Source organism: Streptomyces sp. NPDC030799 (assembly GCF_055572255.1).
In genome coordinates, this window is sequence record NZ_JBVIDS010000004.1 from 72,931 (window position 1) to 90,376 (window position 17,446).

Below are 17,446 nucleotides of genomic sequence, written 5' to 3' on the forward strand. Positions count from 1 at the left end.
CTCCCTCGTACGGTGTACATCGGTTCTGTTGCCGTCGATTGGAGAAGGACGTTGCTCGTCTGAGGTCCTGAGACACCGCGTCGCACCGGTGAGGTGTGCGCGGCGTACGACCTCGGCGTCCGAGCCGTCCCCCGGCACAGGCCTTTTTTCATGGCCTCTCCGTGCCCCACGACCTTTCGGTTCCCGCCTCGCGGTGTCTCGACATGCGCCCACCGACCGCACGACACCCTTCGCGAGGCCCTCATGTCATCTTCCCTCACCTGCACGTCCCTGTCCTTCACCTGGGCCGACGGCACCGCCGTCTTCGACGGCCTGGACATCGCCTTCGGACCCGGCCGCACCGGGCTCGTCGGCGTCAACGGATCGGGGAAATCGACCCTGTTGAAGCTGCTCGCCGGTGAACTCAGCCCGCTCGACGGCACCGTCAAAGCCGCCGGCGAGGTCGGCCACCTCCCGCAGAACGTCACCCTCGACACCGCGCTCCGCGTCGACGAGGCCCTCGGCATCGCCGCACGGCGGGCCGCACTGCACGCCATCGAGGCGGGCGACGTCGCCGAGGAGCACTTCGAGACACTCGGCGACGACTGGGACGTCGAGGAACGCGCCCTGGTCACCCTCGGCGAACTCGGTCTCGGCCACATCGGCCTGGACCGCACCGTCGGCGAGGTCTCCGGCGGCGAGTCGGTGCTGCTGCGGCTGGCCGCGCTGCTGCTGCGCCGCCCCGACGTGCTGCTGCTGGACGAGCCCACCAACAACCTCGACCTGTATGCACGCCGCCGGCTGTACCAGGCCGTCGCCGCGTGGCCGGGCGTGCTGGTCGTGGTCAGCCACGACCGGGAACTGCTCGACCTGGTCGACCAGATCGCGGAGCTGCGCTCCGGGGAGGTCACCTGGTACGGCGGCAACTTCTCGGCCTACGAGGAGGCGCTGGCCGTCGAGCAGGAGGCGGCCGAACGAATGGTGCGCGTCGCCGAGGCCGATGTGCGCAAGCAGAAGCGCGAACTGGCCGACGCCCAGGTCAAGCTGGCCCGCCGCAAGCGGTACGGGCAGAAGATGTGGGACCAGAAACGCGAGCCGAAGATCGTCATGGGTGCCCGCAAACGCGCCGCCCAGGAGTCGGCGGGCAAGCACCGGATCATGCACGAGGAGCGGCTCGCCGAGGCCAGGGAGCGCCTGGACGAGGCGGTGGAGGCGGTACGGGACGACGACGAGATCCGCGTCGACCTGCCGTACACCGCCGTGCCGCCCGGCCGGCAGGTGCTCACCCTGGAGAACCTGGCGATGGCCTACGGGGCGCGGATCGAGGGGATCCTCGATCTGCGCGGTCCGGAGCGGATCGCGCTGGTCGGCCGCAACGGCGCCGGCAAGACGACACTGCTGCGGACGGTCGCCGGGGAGCTGGCGCCGGTGTCCGGGGAGGCGCGGGCGCACGTCCCGCTGCGCTTCCTGCCCCAGCGGCTGGACGTGCTGGACGACGCCCTGACGGTCGCCCAGAACGTGGCCCGGTTCGCGCCGGGCGCCACCAACAACCGGATCCGGGCGCGGCTGGCCCGCTTCCTGTTCCGGGGCGCGCGGGCCGACCAGCAGGCGGCCACCCTGTCGGGCGGCGAGCGGTTCCGGGCGGCCCTGGCCGCCTTGATGCTCGCCGAGCCGGCGCCTCAGCTGCTGCTGCTCGACGAGCCGACCAACAACCTCGACATGGCGAGCGTGCGGCAGCTGACCTCGGCCCTGGAGTCGTACGAGGGCGCGCTGCTCGTGGCCAGCCACGACCTGCCGTTCCTGGAGTCGATCGGCATCACGCGCTGGCTGCTGATGGAGGAGGGAGAACTGAAGGAAATCACGCCGGAGGATGTCGGGTATCCCGCCTAGCGTCGGCGGCATGCCCGATTTCATCACCCTCACCGGAGCCCGGGAGAACAACCTCAAGAACGTCGATCTCCGCATCCCGAAAGGCCGGCTGACCGTGTTCACCGGCGTTTCGGGATCGGGCAAGTCCTCGCTCGTCTTCGACACGATCGCCGTCGAGTCGCAACGCCAGCTGAACGAGACCTACCCCTCGTTCGTGCGCAACCGGCTCCCCCGGTTCGAGCGCCCGCACATCGAGTCACTGACGGACCTCTCGCCGGCGGTCGTGGTCGACCAGCGGCCGGTCGGCGGCCATGCCCGGTCGACGGTCGGCACGATGACCGACATCCAGGCGGTGCTCCGGGTGCTGTTCTCCCGGTACGGCACCCCGAGCGCCGGGCCGGCCACGGCCTACTCGTTCAACGACCCGTCGGGGATGTGTCCCGAGTGCGACGGCCTGGGCCGTACGGTACGGCCCGACTGGGACCGCATCCTCGACCCGGCCAGGTCGCTGGCCGGCGGGGCGGTCCGGTTCCCGCCGTTCGCCGCGGGCACCTGGCACGGGCAGACGTACACCAACACCAGCCGCCTCGATGTGCACAAGCCGGTCGGGGCGTTCACCGCCGAGGAGCGCGCGTTCCTGCTGCGCGGACGGGGCGCACGCGTCCGCGTCGGCAACACGGGCGGCTCGCGGGACATCGATTACGAGGGTCTCGCCGACCGGTTCGAACGGCTCTACCTCAAACGCGACCTGTCCGCGCTCAGCCGGCGCACCCGCGATCTCGTCCGGGAGTTCCTGACCGAGGACGTCTGCCCGGTGTGCCGGGGAGCCCGGCTGAACGCGGCAGCGCTCGCCACGCGCGTGTGCGGGCTGTCCCTCGCCGACTGCGCCCGGATGCAGGTCACCGACCTCATCGCCGTGCTGCGGCGGATCGACGACCCGGTGGCGGCGCCCGTCGCCCGGGCCGCCGTGGACGGCCTGGAGCGCATCGAGGCGATCGGCCTGGGCTATCTCAGCCTGGACCGGGAGACCGCGACGCTCTCCGGCGGCGAGGGCCAGCGGCTGAAGACCGTGCGGCACCTCGGCTCCAGCCTGAGCGGACTGACGTACGTCTTCGACGAACCCAGTGCCGGGCTGCACCCGCGTGACGTGGGCCGCCTGGGCGAGTTGCTGCTGCGGCTGCGCGACCGGGGCAACACGGTACTGGTCGTGGAGCACGACCCCGATCTCATCGCGCTGGCCGACCACGTCGTCGACATGGGTCCGGGGGCGGGTGCCGGGGGCGGACACGTCGTCTTCGAGGGCACGCCCGGCGCGCTGGCCGCCTCGGGCACCCTCACCGGCCGCTGTCTGCGCCGCCGTGCCACGGTGAAACGCCGGGTGCGGCGGGCCACGGGCGGGCTGTGGGTGAAGGGCGCGAGCCTTCACAACCTGCGCGAGGTCACGGTGGAGTTCCCGACGGGCGTGCTGACCGCGGTGACCGGGGTGGCCGGCTCCGGCAAGAGCACACTGACCGGCGAACTGACCGCCGCCCACCCCGACGCCGTGATCGTGGACCAGTCGGCGATCGCGGTGTCCGGGCGGTCCACGCCCGCGACCCACCTCGGGATCATGGACGCCGTACGCAGGCTCTTCGCCCGCTCGACGGGGACGTCACCCGCGCTGTTCAGCTTCAACTCGGCGGGCGCGTGCGGCGGCTGCGAGGGGCGCGGTGTCATCGTCACCGACCTCGCCTTCATGGACCCGGTGACGACCGTCTGCCCCGACTGCGCGGGGCGCCGCTTCCAGGACGAGGTGCTGCGGCTCACCGTCCGCGGAGCCTCGATCGCGGACGTGCTCGACATGGGTCCGGAGCAGGCGCTGGACTTCTTCGGCGACCTGGACGTCCCCGAGGACGCCGTGCTGCGCCCGCTGCGGGCCCTGCGGGACGTCGGCCTGACGCATCTGGCCCTCGGCCGGCCGCTGTCCACGCTGTCCGGCGGCGAGCGGCAGCGCATCGAGCTCGCCACCCGGCTGCACCGGACCGGCGCGGTGTACGTGCTGGACGAACCGACCACGGGGCTGCACCTGGCGGACGTCGGCGCGCTGCTGGCCCTGCTCGACCGGCTGGTCGATGCGGGCAACACGGTCGTGGTGGTCGAGCACCACCTGGACGTCGTCCGCCACGCCGACTGGGTCATCGACCTCGGGCCCGGCGGCGGCCGGGACGGCGGCGAGGTGATCTTCGAGGGAACTCCGCGGCAGTTGCTCACCGCCCAGGGCTCGGCCACCGCCGAGCATCTGCGCAGGACGACGGTGTGACGTCTCAGGAGGGGCACAGCCTGACAACGAGGGTTTTGTCCTGGCCGGAGCGGACTGCATGATGGCGGACCGGTGCCGCAACCAGCGGCGCTGTCCGTCGCACCATCGACCCGCACCGATTCGAAAGGCCCGTCGTGCCCAGCAAGAAGGCCCTCGTCCGCCGCCCCAGCCCCCGCCTCGCCGAAGGCCTGGTGACGCACATCGAGCGGGAGAAGGTCGATGTCGGGCGCGCCGTCGAGCAGTGGGAGGCGTACGTCGAGGCCCTGCGCACGCACGGCTGGGAGACGATCGAGGTCGAACCGGCCGACGACTGCCCGGACTCGGTGTTCGTCGAGGACACCGTCGTCATGTACAGGAACGTGGCGTTGATCACCCGGCCCGGCGCGGAGTCCCGGCGCGCGGAGACCGTCGGCGTGGAGGAGGCGGTGGCCCGCCTCGGCTGCTCGGTGAACTGGATATGGGAGCCGGGCACGCTGGACGGCGGTGATGTGCTGAAGGTCGGCGAGACGGTGTTCGTCGGCCGCGGCGGACGTACCAACGCGGCCGGGGTGCAGCAACTGCGGGCGGCCTTCGAGCCGCTGGGCGCGCGAGTGGTCGCCGTGCCCGTGAGCAAGGTGCTGCACCTGAAGTCGGCGGTGACCGCGCTGCCCGACGGCACGGTGATCGGGCACATCCCGAAGGTCGACCGGCCGTCGCTGTTCCCCGGCTTCCTGTCGGTGCCGGAGGAGTCCGGCGCACACGTGGTGCTGCTCGGCGGGCACAAGCTGCTGATGGCGGCGAGCGCGCCGAAGACGGCGGAGCTGCTGACCGACCTCGGCCACGAGGTGGTCACGGTGGACATCAGCGAGTTCGAGAAGCTCGAGGGCTGTGTGACCTGTCTCTCGGTACGGCTGCGGGAGCTGTACGCCTGACCAGGTGGTCCCGTCACGCCGACGGCCCCGGAACCCACGGTTCCGGGGCCGTCGGCATGTCCAGGAGCCGCGCCGCGACACCACGCGGAACACGCCGGAAAGACCCGCCTTCACCCTGCTGATCAGTGATCTTTACGACGGCCTTAACCTACGGCTTCGTAACCTACGGCTTCGTAGCCTACGATCTCGTAGGTTTCCCGGCACCGCTCGCCGGACCGCCCCCTTTCTCCCCCGTTGTTCGGCGTCCCCCTGGAGTTCCCGTGACGATCACTTCCCCTCACCTCGGCAGCCCGTCCGCATGGACCGACGCGCGGCTGCTGTTCGCGCTGGAGGAAGTGGTCGAGAAGGAACTGAACCGGCATCTGAAGATCGCCAAGGACTGGATGCCGCACGAGTACGTCCCGTGGAGCGACGCGCGCAATTTCCCGGGCCTTTTCGAGGACGGGGAGGCCTGGGGCAAGGACCAGTCCAAGGTGACGGAGATCGGCCGTATCGCCCTGGTGGTCAACCTGCTCACCGAGGACAACCTGCCGAGCTACCACCACGAGATCGCCACCCTCTTCGGCCGCGACGGCGCGTGGGGCACCTGGGTGCACCGGTGGACGGCCGAGGAGGGCCGGCACGGCATCGTGATGCGCGACTACCTGCTCGCCTCGCGGGCGGTGGACCCGGACAAGCTCGAACAGTTCCGTATGGCGCACATGAGCGAGGGCTTCGAGTCCGACAACCGGCACTCGATGCTGCACTCGATCGCCTACGTCGCCTTCCAGGAGCTGGCCACGCGCATCTCGCACCGCAACACCGGCCATCAGTCCGGCGATCCGGTCTGCGACCGCATGCTGGCCCGCATCGCGACCGACGAGAACCTGCACATGGTCTTCTACCGCAACCTGCTGAAGGCGGCCTTCGAGCTGGCTCCCGACCTGACGATGCAGGCGGTCCGGGACGTCGTGGTGAACTTCCGCATGCCTGGTCACGGCATCCCGGGCTTCGAGCGGGCCGCCGCGCAGATGGCCATCGGCGAGGTGTACAACATGCGCATCCACCACGACGACGTCCTCCAGCCCGTCCTGCGCTTCCTGAAGGTCATGGAGATCGACGGCCTCGGCCCCGAGGGGCGCCAGGCACAGGAGGAACTCGGCCTCTTCCTGGGCGGTCTGAACGCGGAGGCTTCCAAGTTCGACGAGAAGCTGGCCGCCCGCAAGGCCCGCATGGCGGCCCGCGCGGGAGCCTGACGCCCGGAAGGGTTCCGCAGGACCTGACCCTCGCCGGACCCGGCCCCGCGGAACCCTGACACCCACCGGCCACCGAGCCCACCACCGCCCGCTGGGCTCACCCGTCACCGGCTCCACCGCCCGCCGGGATTCGCCCCTCACCGGGTCCGCCGCCCGACGGGATTCGCCCGTCATCGCCTCTGCCACCCGCCGGGCTCGCCCCTCGCTGGATCTGCCACCCGCCGGGGGCCACTCCTCACCGGATCCGCCTCCCGCCGGGGGCACCCCCCGTGGGTCTGCCACCCGCCGGGATGCGCACCTCGCAGGCTCTGCCACCCGCCGGGGGGCACACCTCACCGGCTCCACCGCCCGTCGGGGCTCGCCCCTCACCGGATCCGCCGGCTCGCAGGGGTCCGGCCCGCCGGACCCGGCCACCAGGGGACGGCCCTCGCCGGGGTTCGCTGTTCGCCGGGCCTGCCGCTCGCTGAGGCGCGGCCTCGCCGGCCACGCCCGGACTCGCAGGGGAGCCGACGCTCGCGGGGGCCTGGGGCCCGGTCGCGGGACTAGGTCCGCAGGACCGGTCTCGGCGGCGTCCGACGCTCGCTGGAAAGTGGCCTTCCCCGGAGGCTGCCGTTCGCTGGGGTGGCTGTCCCGGTGGGCGGGTTACGCCGCTCACGGACGGCCGGGCCGGTGTCCGTCGGTACGGGCGTTCGGGGCGGCGGTGGGCGCAGGTGACCGAGGGGCGGCGGGCCGGGGTCAGCGGGACGTGCGCCGGAGGGCGAGGCGTTCCTTTTCCGAAAGGCCGCCCCAGACGCCGAAGCGCTCGTCGTTGGCCAGCGCGTAGTCCAGACAGGCCGGGCGCAGCTCGCACATGGCGCAGATGCGCTTCGCCTCGCGCACCGAGCTGCCGGGCTCGGGGAAGAAGAAGTCCGGTCCGGTCTGCGCGCACAGGGCCTGCGCCTGCCAGGTGTCGTCGGCCGGAGTGATCGTTTCGAAGTGCATGGCCAGGATCGTGCCGCGTGGTGAAAAACGTTCGATCAACGCCGGGTCAACGCCGCCGCCAGGGCCTCCGCCACCCCGATGATGCTCCCCCGGGCCGGACCGGCGCACGGCGGCGCGCGGGGCCGGGCCGAAATCCCGGACCCGGGCCCGGTACGGCGCGGCGCTGTGCTCCGGCGGCGATTGTCAGTGGGGGGTGCCAGACTCGGCAGTGCACAGGACGGGACCCTTTTCGAGGAGGGCGAAGATGCTCACCACCCGTTTCGTCAACGGCGCGCCGAACTGGATCGACATCGGCACCCCGGACATCGACGGTGCCCTCTCCTTCTACGGCGGCCTCTTCGGCTGGCAGTTCCAGTCGGCGGGGCCGGACGCCGGAGGCTACGGCTTCTTCCAGCTCGACGGCAGGACCGTCGCGGGCGGTATGCAGTCCGGCCCCGAGCAGGGCCCGCCGGCCTGGACGGTGTACTTCCAGAGCGAGGACGCACAGGCCACCGCCAAGGCCGCCCAAGAGGCCCACGGCAGTGTGCTGTTCCAGCCGATGGACGTGATGGGGCAGGGGCACATGGCGGTGCTCGCCGACCGGGCGGGCGTGCCGTTCGGGATCTGGCAGCCGGCCCGGACCAAGGGCGTCGACGTGGCGAACGAGCCGGGCGCGCTGTGCTGGGTCGAGCTGTACACCCCGGACATCGCCGCAGCAGCCGCCTTCTACCACCAGGTGCTCGGCCTGGAGACCTCCGCCGTGCCCTTCCCGGGCGGGACGTACACCTGCGTCAACCCGGCGGGCGGCGCCGAGGACACCATGTTCGGCGGCATCGTGCCGCTGGCCGACGCCCCGGCCGAGGCCGAGGGCGGCCCGTACTGGCTGCCGTACTTCGAGGTCATGGACACCGACGCGGTGGTCGAGAAGGCGCAGCAGCTCGGCGGAGCGGTGCGCATGCCGGCGACGACCATGCCGGGGGTGGGCCGCATGGCCAAGCTCAGCGACCCGTACGGCGCGCGCTTCGCAGTGATCAGAAGCGAGTCGCAGCAGGGCTGAACCCGGACCGGACGGAAGCCCGGCGCAGCGGTCCGGCTAGGCGGAGGCCCGTCGTATCAGCGTGGTCGGCAGGATCACCCCGCCGGCGGGCGGCGGGCCGGCCGAGGCACCGGTGCGGTCACGGGCGTCGGCCAGGCCGTGCAGCAGCAGGCGGGCCATCAGGCGCCCCATCTCCTCGATGTCCTGACGGACCGTCGTCAGCGGCGGGTCGGCCTCTTCGGCGACGGGCAGCATGTCGTCGAAGCCGATCACGGCAACGTCCTCGGGCACCCGCCGGCCCTTCTCGCGCAGCACGCGCAGGGCACCGAGCGCGGTGAGGTCGTTGGCGGCGAACACGGCGTCCGCGTCCGGGCACCGTTCGAGGAGTTCCCGCATGGCGCGTTCGCCGCCGGCCGGTGTGAAGTCGCTCTCCACGACCAGCCGGGGATCGTTCCCGCCCGGCACCTCGGCCATGACGTCCCGGTAGCCGTCCAGCCGGTCCACCGCGGACGTCTGGTCCAGCACGCCGGTGAGGTGCGCGACGCGTCTGCGGCCGAGGTCCACGAGGTGCCGTACGGCCGTGCGTGCCCCGCCCCGGTTGTCGCAGTCGACGTACACCACGCCCGGCCCCGGGCTCCGCCCCGCCCGCGTGGCGCGCCGGGGCTCGTCGTCGCGGCTGTCGTCGCCCCAGCCGGGCCGTCCGCCGAACACGGTGGGCACGTTTGCGTCATGGATGAGGCCGGGCAGCGGGTCGTCGAGGTGCAGGGAGAAGACGAGCGCGCCGTCGACATGGCCTCCGGCGAGATACCGGGCCACGCGCGCGTGATCGTCACGGCCCTCGGTGAGCAGCAGTACCAGCTGGTTGTCGTGGGCGGTCAGCTCCTTGCTGATGCCGCGCAGCTGCAGGGCGAAGAAGGGGTCGGCGAAGACCCGGGTCTCGGGCTCGGCGATGACGACGGCGACGGCGTCGTGCCGCTTGGTGACGAGGCTGCGCGCCGCCTGGTTGGGGACGTACCCCAGCTCGGCCACGGCCTGCCGGACCCGTTCCGCCAGGGGTTCGCGCACCCCGTCGCCGCCGTTGACCACCCGGGACACGGTGGCCCGGGACACCCCGGCCCGCGCGGCCACGGCCTCCAGCGTGGGACGCGACACTGCCTCGGTCACTTCGGCATCTCCTCCTCGGCGCTGCCGGTCAGGATAACCGTGCGGTGAAGACGCCGCCGGAGCGGCAACGGCGGCTTGTGGAGGGGCAGGTGAACTCGCCGGTCCGCGCCGGGGGAGGCCGGCGGCAGCCGGGCGGCCTCAGGACGTCTTCTCCTGGCGGGCCCGGCTCGGTTGGACCCGCTTCGGTTCGCCGGGCATCTTCGGGTACTCCGGCGGGTACGGCAGGTCCCCCAGGCCGTGGTCGTGTTCGTCGCGGCGGGCCAGTTCCAGCAGGGCGTCCAGGGAGTAGGCGTGGTCGTCCATGTCGGCGTGCACGTCGCCGAGTTCGGCGAAGCGGCCCGGCATGGTGGCGAGGTCGAAGTCGGCGGGGTGGGCCACGCCGACCTCCTCCCAGCGCAGGGGTGCCGAGACGGGGGCGTGCGGGTGGGGGCGGACGGAGTAGGCGGAGGCGATGGTGCGGTCGCGGGCCGTCTGGTTGTAGTCGAGGAAGATACGGCGGCCCCGCTCCTCCTTCCACCACTTGATCGTCACCTGGTCGGGCATCCGGCGTTCCATCTCGCGGCCGACGGCGATCGCGGCGCGGCGCACCTGGGTGAACGTCCAGCGCGGTTCGATCGGGACGAAGACATGCAGGCCACGGCCGCCGGAGGTCTTGGGCCAGCCGCGCAGCCCGCCGAACTCGTCGAGGACGGCGCGTAGTTCGTGCGCGGCGCGGGCGGCGTCCGCGTAGTCGGTGCCGGGTTGCGGGTCGAGGTCGATGCGCAGTTCGTCGGGGCGGTCGACGTCCGTGGCGCGCACCGGCCAGGGGTGGAAGGTGAGCGTGCCGTACTGGGCGGCCCAGACGACGGCACCCTCCTCGGTGGGACACATCTCGTCGGCGCTGCGGCCGCTGGGGAAGGTGATGTGGGCGGTCGGGATCCAGCCGGGCATGCCCTTCGGGGCCCTCTTCTGGAAGAACCACTCCCCGCCGACGCCGTCCGGGTAGCGCTCCAGGGTGGTGGGGCGGTTGCGCAGCGCGCGCAGGATGCCGGGGCCGACGGCGACGTAGTACCGCGCCAGGTCCAGCTTGGTGAAACCGCGCTCGGGAAAGAAGACCTTGTCCGGGCTGGACAGCCGTACCGTCCGACCGCCGACCTCCAGTTCCACCGCAGCACCCATGCGGCCACGGTAGGCGCACCCCGCACAGCTCGCACACCGGGCGGCAAGGGACGTATGCGAGCAGAATCGAGGGCATGGATCTGCCGGTGATGCCGCCTGTGAAGCCCATGCTCGCCAAGTCGGTGGCGAAGATCCCGCCGGGTATGCACTACGAGGCGAAGTGGGACGGGTTCCGTTCGATCGTGTTCCGGGACGGCACGGAGGTCGAGCTGGGCAGCCGTACCGGAAAGCCGCTGACCAGGTATTTTCCCGAGCTGGTGGGGGCGCTGAGGGAGCGGGTGCCGAAGCGGTGCGTGCTGGACGGGGAGATCGTGATCGCACGGGAGGGCCATCTCGACTTCGACGCGCTGACCGAGCGGATCCACCCGGCGGACTCCCGGGTGCGGATGCTGGCCGAGAGGACCCCCGCGTCGTTCGTCGCCTTCGACCTGCTCGCGCTGGACGACCAGTCGCTGCTCGACGTGGAGCTGACCGACCGCCGTGCCCTGCTGGACCGGGCGCTCGCCGCGACCACACCGCCGGTGCATCTGGCGCCCGCGACGACGGACCTCGCAGTGGCGCAGCAGTGGTTCGAGCAGTTCGAGGGCGCCGGTCTCGACGGGGTCGTCGCCAAGCCGCTCACCCTGCGCTATCTGCAGGACGAGCGGGCCATGTTCAAGATCAAGCACGAGCGGACGGCGGACGTGGTCGTGGCCGGGTACCGCTTCCACAAGAGCGGCCCGGTGGTCGGCTCGCTGCTGCTGGGGCTGTACGACGACCACGGCAAACTGCAGCACGTCGGCGTGTCGGCCGCCTTCTCCATGAAGAGGCGGGCCGAGCTCGTCGAGGAGCTGGAGCCGCTGCGCATGGACGACGTGGCCGGGCATCCGTGGGCGGCCTGGTCGGACGAGGCCGCCCATGAGACGGCCCGGCTGCCGGGGGCGCCGAGCCGCTGGTCCGGGAAGAAGGACCTGTCATGGGTGCCGCTGCGTCCGGAGCGGGTCGCCGAGGTGGCCTACGACCACATGGAGAACGGCCAGCGCTTCCGGCACACCGCCCCCTTCCGCCGCTGGCGCCCGGACCGCATGCCGGAGAGCTGCACCTACGCCCAGCTGGAGGAGCCGGTCCGCTACGACCTCGCGGAGATCCTCGGCGAGAAGGACCGGGCCTGAGGCGGGGCTGCGTCCGGTGAGGCAGGGCTGCGGGCTCAGGGCTGCATGAGGATCTTGATGGCGCCGTCCTGCTTGCGCTGGAACATCTCGTAGGCGTGCGGTGCCTCGGTGAGCGGCAGCCGGTGGGTGGCGAAGTCCTCGACACCCAGGGGGTCCTCGTCGGTCAGATACGGCATGATCAGGTCGGTCCAGCGGCGGACGTTGGCCTGGCCCATGCGCAGCTGGATCTGCTTGTCGAACAGGGTGAGCATCGGCATCGGGTCGGCCATCCCGCCGTAGACGCCGCTGAGCGAGATGGTGCCGCCGCGCCGGACCAGGTCGATCGCCATGTACAGGGCGCCGAGCCGGTCGACGGCGAAGCGTTCCGCGAGCGGCGCGCTGATCCTGCGGGGCAGGAGCCCGGTGGCGGTCTGGGCGAGCTTGGCGGCGGCGCTGCCGTGGGCCTCGGTGCCGACGGCGTCGATCACGGCGTCCGGGCCCCGGCCGCCGGTCGCGTCGCGGATCGCGTGCACCAGCGCCTTCTCGTCGTCGAAGGCCCTGAGGTCGTACGTCTCCACGCCGTCCCGGGCGGCCCGCGCGAGCCGTTCCGGCACCAGGTCGACGCCGAACACCTGCTCCGCGCCGCGCGCCCTCGCGATCCGGCAGGACATGTCGCCGATGGGGCCGAGGCCGAGGACGGCGAGGGTGCCGCCGGGCGGGACGGCGGCGTACTCGACGGCCTGCCAGGCGGTGGGCAGGACGTCGGAGAGATAGACGAAACGGTCGTCCGGGGGGCCCTCGGGCACCTTGATCGGGCCGAACTGTGCCTGCGGGACGCGCAGATACTCGGCCTGGCCGCCGGGGACGGCGCCGTACAGACGGGTGTAGCCGAACAGGGCGGCGCCCATGCCCTCGCCGGTGACCTGGGTGGTCTCGCACTGCGTGGGCAGGCCGGTCAGGCACATCCAGCAGTTGCCGCAGGCGATCTGGAACGGCACCACGACCCGGTCCCCCGCCGCGAGGTCCGGCACACCCGGGCCGACCTCCTCGACGATGCCGATGGGTTCATGGCCGAGGATGTCGCCCGGGGTCATGAACGGGGTGAGCACCTCGTACAGGTGCAGGTCCGAGCCGCAGAGGCCGGTGGATGTGACGCGGATGACGGCGTCCGTGGGCTCCTCGATCCGCGGGTCGGGCACGTCCTCGACACTGACGTGCCGCCTGCCCTGCCAGGTGACTGCCTTCATGGGGTCCGCTCCCTCGCTGTCCTGCGTGCGGTGGCGCCCGGGTACCCGTGCCCACCTGCGCCGAATCCCCGGCCGGGACCTCGTCGGGGAACTCCGCCCGCAGCGGCGCCTTGTCGATCAGCAGCGAGCTGCGCCGGGCGCCGGAGCGGTCAGCCGTGTGCAGTCAGGTGTATGCGGTCACGTGTATGCAGTCAGCCGTATGCAGTCAGGTGTGTGCAGTCACGTGCATGCGGTCGCATGGATGCGGTCGCGTGCATACCGCCGACCGTAGCCCGCCTACCGCAACCCCCGCCCCGTCTCCAGCACCTCCCTCGCCTGGGCCACCAGCCCGTCCGCGCCGCAGGCCCGGGCAAGGTCCAGGCCCCGGTTGAGCTCTGCGACGGAGCGGGCTGCGATGCCGTACTCGACGCGGGCCGCCGCGTGTTCGTACTGGCAGGGTGAGGCTTCCAGGTAGGTGACGGCCTGGGCGGCGAACTGGACCGCGCGACCGCCTGTCTCCAGGGCGGCGGCGCAGCGCAGGGCCTCGCCGATGGCGGTGTCCGTGCCGAAGCGCTCGGCCTGCCGGCGGGCGTCGGCGGCGAGCTGGGCGGCACGGGCCGGGTTCTGGCCGGTGACGGCCTTGGCGAGGTCGATGGACCAGGGTGAGAGGACGGGATTGTGGCCGCCGCGCGAGGCGGCCGTCTTCTCTGCGGCCTCCAGTTCGTGGATGCCCTCCTCGGTGCGGCCGACGGCGAGCAGCAGCCGGCCGCGGACGCAGCGGATGTCGGGCAGCACGATCGTGGACGGGTAGGGCGGCGCGAAGCCGTACTGCTCGGCGATCGACCAGGCCTCGTCGATACGGCCGCGGGCCAGCAGGGTGTCGATCAGTCCGCAGGTCGCCGACCAGTACAGCGGCAGCCGGCGGCCGACGCGTTCGGCGAGGACGAGAGCCTCGCGCAGGGTGGACTCGGCGTCGCGCAGCCGGCCCTGTCTGCGGTAGGCGAGTCCGAGGAAGGCGTTGGCGAGGGAGAGATGGCCGCCGCGCCAGCCGGCGGTGGTGTAGGCGCGCAGGGCCTCGGCGAAGAGGCTCTCGGCGCGGTCGAGCCGGTCGGCGTAGGCGTACGCGCTGCCGAGCATCATCAGCAGCTCCATGCCCCATTCCTGGTCGGTCCAGCCGAGACCGGGTGCGAGGCGGCCGTTGACGAGGGCGCGGTCGCACAGTTCGAGGACCTCGTCGGCGCTCTCGCCGTGCGTCATGGCGTCGAAGCCGCGCAGGATGAGCAGGGCGCGTTCGGCGTTGTCGCGGCCGGTGCAGGTGCGCGCGAGGTCGGCCAGGCTGCGGGAGCGGGCCGGGGAGACCGTTTCGCCGTGGATGCCCTCCCACATGAACTGCACGGCCTGCAGCCGCAGTTTGACCGGTCCGGGTTCGTGCCGTGCGGCCTCGGCCTCGACCGTGCGGACGGCCTCCTCCAGCTGGTCGTTGTGGAGCAGCGCCTGGGAGAGCCGGACCACCGCGTCGACGCGCCGCTCGCCGTCGAGGCCGGACAAGCCCAGGGCGTGCTGCAGGTGTTCGATGGTGACGGCGGGTGCCGTGAGCAGGGTGGCACAGCCCAGTTCGTACAGGACGTGTGCGTGGACCTCGGGGAGCGGTGGCTCCTGCAGGGCGCGTTCGAGGCAGGTGCGGGCCGCGTCCGGGGCGCCGACTGCCAGGTGTTCGCGGGCGGCCTCGCGCAGCTGCTCGACGAGTTCCTCGTCGCCGTCCGGGTGCACCTTCAGCAGGTGCCGGGCGGCCTGGGCGGCGCCGCGGCCCAGTTCGGTGATGATCTGGGCGGCGACGCCGTGCATGGCGGTGCACACGCCGGACGGGATGGAGTTGTAGACGGCGGTGGCGATGAGCGGGTGGACGAACTCCAGCTCCCCGTCCTCGCGTTCGGTGCCGGCGCCCTGCATTCCCGCCGGCTCGGGTTCGGTGAGGATGCGGGCGGCGCAGAGCAGGTCGGCGCAGTGCCGGGCGACGGCCTCGTCCATGGTGGCGAGGCGGGCGACCATGTCGACGGTGATGCCGGTGCCGAGGATGGCGGCGGCCCAGGCGAACTGGGTGGCCTCCAGACCGAGCCCCTTGAGCCGGTCGACCAGTCCGCCGCCGCGCGCGGCCCGGTTGAGGGCGCGCAGTTCACCGGCCCGGCCCTCGACCGGCTGGAGTTCGCTGTCCTGCACCCTGGCGAGGAGTTCGACGGTCTCGTAGGGGTTGCCCCCGGTGACGGCCCAGACTTCGCGGCAGAACGCGTCGTCGGCGTGCCGGCCGAGGGTGGCTCGGGTGAGTCCGGCGGCGGCCTCCGGGGTGAGGGCCCTGAGATTGGTGACGGGGCGGCCCGCGGCGGCGGCCACCGCGTCGAGGTGGCGGGCGCTCTCGCCCCTGACCTCGCCGGGCCGGCGGGCGACCACGACGAGAACGGACAGGTCGTCCAGGCGTTCGGCGAACGCGGCGAGCCAGCGCAGGGTCTCCTGGTCGGCCCAGTGCGCGTCGTCGATCAGCAGCACGAGCGGCCACTCGCGGCGGGCGAGCCGGCGGACCGCGGCGACGAGTCCGTCGCACACGTACTGCGGGTCGGCGCTGCCCTCCTGCGGGTCGGTTATCCCGAGGGCCGGACCGGCGATGTCGTACCAGTCGCCGAGGTACTCACGGGCCTCCTCCGGCAGTAAGGACAGCAGCGCGGGCTGGAGCAGCTGCCGTACCACGTTGAACGGGACGGACTTCAGGGTCTCCGCGCCCCGCGCCGACCACACGGTGCAGCCGCGGCGTTCGGCGATGCGGCGTGTCTCCGCCAGCAGCGCCGTCTTGCCGAGTCCCGCCTCGCCGCGGACGACGAGCAGGCTGCCCGCGGACGTCTGGTCGGCGCACAGGAGGTCGAGTGCCTGTGCGACGGTGCCGATCTCCCCGTCCCGCTCCCACAGGGAAGCCGAGGCGGCCGACGGCGGCCGTCCCTCCGTCATTCCGTTACCTCCCCAGGTCGCCCGAATGACGTACAGACCACGAGCCTAGCCGTCCGGTGGGATGTGTGGTGGCCGGTCGGGGCAGCTGTTGCCCCGGTGGGTGAAACCGGGTGCGGCCGGGCGACGCGCACCCGGCCCGAGCAGCCGGTCAGCAGCGGACGGAGCGTCAACCATGGCTGGCACGAAACCTGTTTCCGGCGCCCGAGCGCCCTCGCGCGTGCCGGCGGTGCGCGCGGTGGCGGCGGGTTCGGTGGGCAATCTCGTCGAGTGGTACGAGTTCGGGGTCTACGGCTTTCTGGCCACCGTGCTGGCCGAGCGGTTCTTCGCCCCGGCGGGCGGCGGCACGGCCGAGGCGCTGGTGCGAACGTACGCCTCGTTCGCGCTGGCCTTCTTCTTCCGGCCGCTCGGCGCGGTGCTGTTCGGCCGGCTGGGCGACCGGTGGGGGCGGCGTCCGGTGCTGATCGCGGTGGTCGCGCTGATGTCGGGGACGACGACGCTGATCGGCGTGCTGCCGACGTACGGCACCGCGGGCGCGCTCGCCCCGTGGCTCCTGACGTTCCTGAGGGTGCTTCAGGGGCTGTCGGCGGGCGGGGAGTTCGGTGGCGCCGTGACGGTGCTGACGGAGTTCGCGCCGCCGGGACGGCGGGGTCTGTACGGGGCGTGGCAGTCGTTCACGGTGGCGCTGGGGCTGCTCTGCGGGGCGGGCGTGGCGGCGCTGACGGCGGCCGTGCTCTCCGGGGCCCAGCTGGCCGCCTGGGGCTGGCGTGTGCCGTTCCTGCTGGCGTTGCCGCTGGGCATGGTGGCGCTGTGGCTGCGGGCGGGGCTGGCGGAGACCCCGTCGTTTCTGGCGCACGCGGAGCGGGAGGGTGTGCGGACGGTGCGGCTCGGGTCCGGGGCGCTGCTGCTCGCGGCGGCGCGGGTGACGGGCTGGGCGGCGGCCGGCTACACGTTCCTGGTGGTGCTGCCCTCGTACCTCCAGGTCTCGCTGCATGCGGATGTGCGCCGGGCGCTGCTCTCCGCGGCCGTGGCCAACGCGGGGTTCGCGGCGGCGATCCTGCCGGCGGGACTGCTCAGCGACCGGGTCGGGCGGCGTCCGGTGCTGATCGCGGGGGCCGTGCTGGTGGCGGTGACGGCGCTTCCGGTCCTCGATCTCCTTCAGGATCCGGCTGTTTCGGGACTCGTGAAGGGGTGGGCGCTCGCCGCTGCGGGCGCGATGGTGGGCCTGATGGCCGGTCCGGGCCCCGCGCTGCTGGCCGAGACGTTCCCGACCGGGGTGCGCTGGACGGGCCTCGGTCTCGCCTACGCCCTGGCGAACGCGGTGTTCTCCGGCTGCGCCGGGCTGATCATCACGGAGGCGGTGCGCCGCACCGGCAACCCGGACGTGCCCGCGTACTACGCGGCGACGGCGTGCGCGGTCAGCGCCCTGGCCCTGCTCGGACATCCCTCGAAGAAGCGGACACACCCCTCGGGGAAGGTGAGTTGACC

At 72.5% G+C, this 17,446-nt stretch carries 12 protein-coding genes; 7 read left to right on the forward strand and 5 right to left on the reverse strand.

Translation table 11 applies throughout. The annotated features are described in order from the left end of the window. The first annotated feature begins 243 nt into the window (after positions 1–243). The 4 genes from ACZ41I_RS11285 (at position 244) to ACZ41I_RS11300 (ending at position 6,293) form a co-directional block, all read left to right on the forward strand. On the forward strand, positions 244–1,869 hold the full coding sequence (locus tag ACZ41I_RS11285) for an ABC-F family ATP-binding cassette domain-containing protein (RefSeq protein ID WP_399765801.1): 1,626 nt from the start codon (positions 244–246) through the stop codon (positions 1,867–1,869). Positions 1,870–1,879: 10 nt separating this feature from the next. Beyond that, positions 1,880–4,147 (forward strand): ATP-binding cassette domain-containing protein, encoded by a 2,268-nt coding sequence (locus ACZ41I_RS11290; RefSeq protein ID WP_468513915.1) that lies wholly within the window; start codon positions 1,880–1,882, stop codon positions 4,145–4,147. A 134-nt stretch (positions 4,148–4,281) separates the two neighbouring features. Beyond that, entirely contained in the window at positions 4,282–5,058 is a 777-nt protein-coding gene (gene ddaH / locus ACZ41I_RS11295) for a dimethylargininase (protein WP_399765807.1), read from the forward strand. Positions 5,059–5,318: 260 nt separating this feature from the next. Beyond that, the gene (locus ACZ41I_RS11300; protein ID WP_468319051.1) at positions 5,319–6,293 is read left to right on the forward strand and encodes an acyl-ACP desaturase; all 975 of its coding nucleotides are present in this window, start codon (positions 5,319–5,321) and stop codon (positions 6,291–6,293) included. Between the two features lie 735 nt (positions 6,294–7,028). On the opposite strand, the gene ACZ41I_RS11305 is transcribed toward ACZ41I_RS11300, so the two are convergent. Then, positions 7,029–7,274: a WhiB family transcriptional regulator gene (locus ACZ41I_RS11305; RefSeq protein ID WP_031167920.1), complete on the reverse strand. Its 246-nt coding sequence runs from the start codon at positions 7,272–7,274 to the stop codon at positions 7,029–7,031. Between the two features lie 244 nt (positions 7,275–7,518). On the opposite strand from ACZ41I_RS11305, the gene ACZ41I_RS11310 reads away from it, so the two are divergent. Beyond that, positions 7,519–8,310, forward strand: a complete 792-nt coding sequence (locus ACZ41I_RS11310; RefSeq protein WP_399765814.1) for a VOC family protein — start codon at positions 7,519–7,521, stop codon at positions 8,308–8,310. A gap of 36 nt (positions 8,311–8,346) precedes the next feature. Here ACZ41I_RS11310 and ACZ41I_RS11315 read toward each other — a convergent pair whose 3' ends face one another. Together ACZ41I_RS11315 and ligD are read right to left on the reverse strand one after the other, a co-directional pair. Beyond that, the gene (locus tag ACZ41I_RS11315; protein ID WP_468513916.1) at positions 8,347–9,453 is read right to left on the reverse strand and encodes a LacI family DNA-binding transcriptional regulator; all 1,107 of its coding nucleotides are present in this window, start codon (positions 9,451–9,453) and stop codon (positions 8,347–8,349) included. 138 nt (positions 9,454–9,591) lie between these two features. Further along, on the reverse strand, positions 9,592–10,611 hold the full coding sequence (gene ligD, locus ACZ41I_RS11320; protein WP_468513917.1) for a non-homologous end-joining DNA ligase: 1,020 nt from the start codon (positions 10,609–10,611) through the stop codon (positions 9,592–9,594). A 74-nt stretch (positions 10,612–10,685) separates the two neighbouring features. On the opposite strand from ligD, the gene ACZ41I_RS11325 reads away from it, so the two are divergent. Continuing rightward, positions 10,686–11,762: an ATP-dependent DNA ligase gene (locus ACZ41I_RS11325; protein ID WP_468513918.1), complete on the forward strand. Its 1,077-nt coding sequence runs from the start codon at positions 10,686–10,688 to the stop codon at positions 11,760–11,762. A 35-nt stretch (positions 11,763–11,797) separates the two neighbouring features. Here ACZ41I_RS11325 and ACZ41I_RS11330 read toward each other — a convergent pair whose 3' ends face one another. Further along, a complete protein-coding gene (locus ACZ41I_RS11330; protein WP_399765824.1) occupies positions 11,798–12,988 on the reverse strand; it encodes a zinc-dependent alcohol dehydrogenase in 1,191 nt (396 codons plus the stop codon). Between the two features lie 276 nt (positions 12,989–13,264). Further along, on the reverse strand, positions 13,265–15,961 hold the full coding sequence (locus ACZ41I_RS11335; protein WP_468513919.1) for an ATP-binding protein: 2,697 nt from the start codon (positions 15,959–15,961) through the stop codon (positions 13,265–13,267). 172 nt (positions 15,962–16,133) lie between these two features. On the opposite strand from ACZ41I_RS11335, the gene ACZ41I_RS11340 reads away from it, so the two are divergent. Then, positions 16,134–17,444 (forward strand): MFS transporter, encoded by a 1,311-nt coding sequence (locus ACZ41I_RS11340; RefSeq protein ID WP_468513920.1) that lies wholly within the window; start codon positions 16,134–16,136, stop codon positions 17,442–17,444. Positions 17,445–17,446 lie beyond the last annotated feature (2 nt).

Excerpts from the sequence above, each read along its gene's own strand:
- ACZ41I_RS11285 (WP_399765801.1), top strand. The coding sequence starts at position 244 with ATGTCATCTTCCCTCACCTGCACGTCCCTGTCCTTCACCTGGGCCGAC.
- ACZ41I_RS11290 (WP_468513915.1), top strand. The coding sequence starts at position 1,880 with ATGCCCGATTTCATCACCCTCACCGGAGCCCGGGAGAACAACCTCAAG.
- ACZ41I_RS11305 (WP_031167920.1), bottom strand. The coding sequence starts at position 7,274 with ATGCACTTCGAAACGATCACTCCGGCCGACGACACCTGGCAGGCGCAG.
- ACZ41I_RS11310 (WP_399765814.1), top strand. The coding sequence starts at position 7,519 with ATGCTCACCACCCGTTTCGTCAACGGCGCGCCGAACTGGATCGACATC.
- ligD (WP_468513917.1), bottom strand. The coding sequence starts at position 10,611 with ATGGGTGCTGCGGTGGAACTGGAGGTCGGCGGTCGGACGGTACGGCTG.
- ACZ41I_RS11325 (WP_468513918.1), top strand. The coding sequence starts at position 10,686 with ATGGATCTGCCGGTGATGCCGCCTGTGAAGCCCATGCTCGCCAAGTCG.
- ACZ41I_RS11330 (WP_399765824.1), bottom strand. The coding sequence starts at position 12,988 with ATGAAGGCAGTCACCTGGCAGGGCAGGCGGCACGTCAGTGTCGAGGAC.
- ACZ41I_RS11335 (WP_468513919.1), bottom strand. The coding sequence starts at position 15,961 with ATGACGGAGGGACGGCCGCCGTCGGCCGCCTCGGCTTCCCTGTGGGAG.
- ACZ41I_RS11340 (WP_468513920.1), top strand. The coding sequence starts at position 16,134 with ATGGCTGGCACGAAACCTGTTTCCGGCGCCCGAGCGCCCTCGCGCGTG.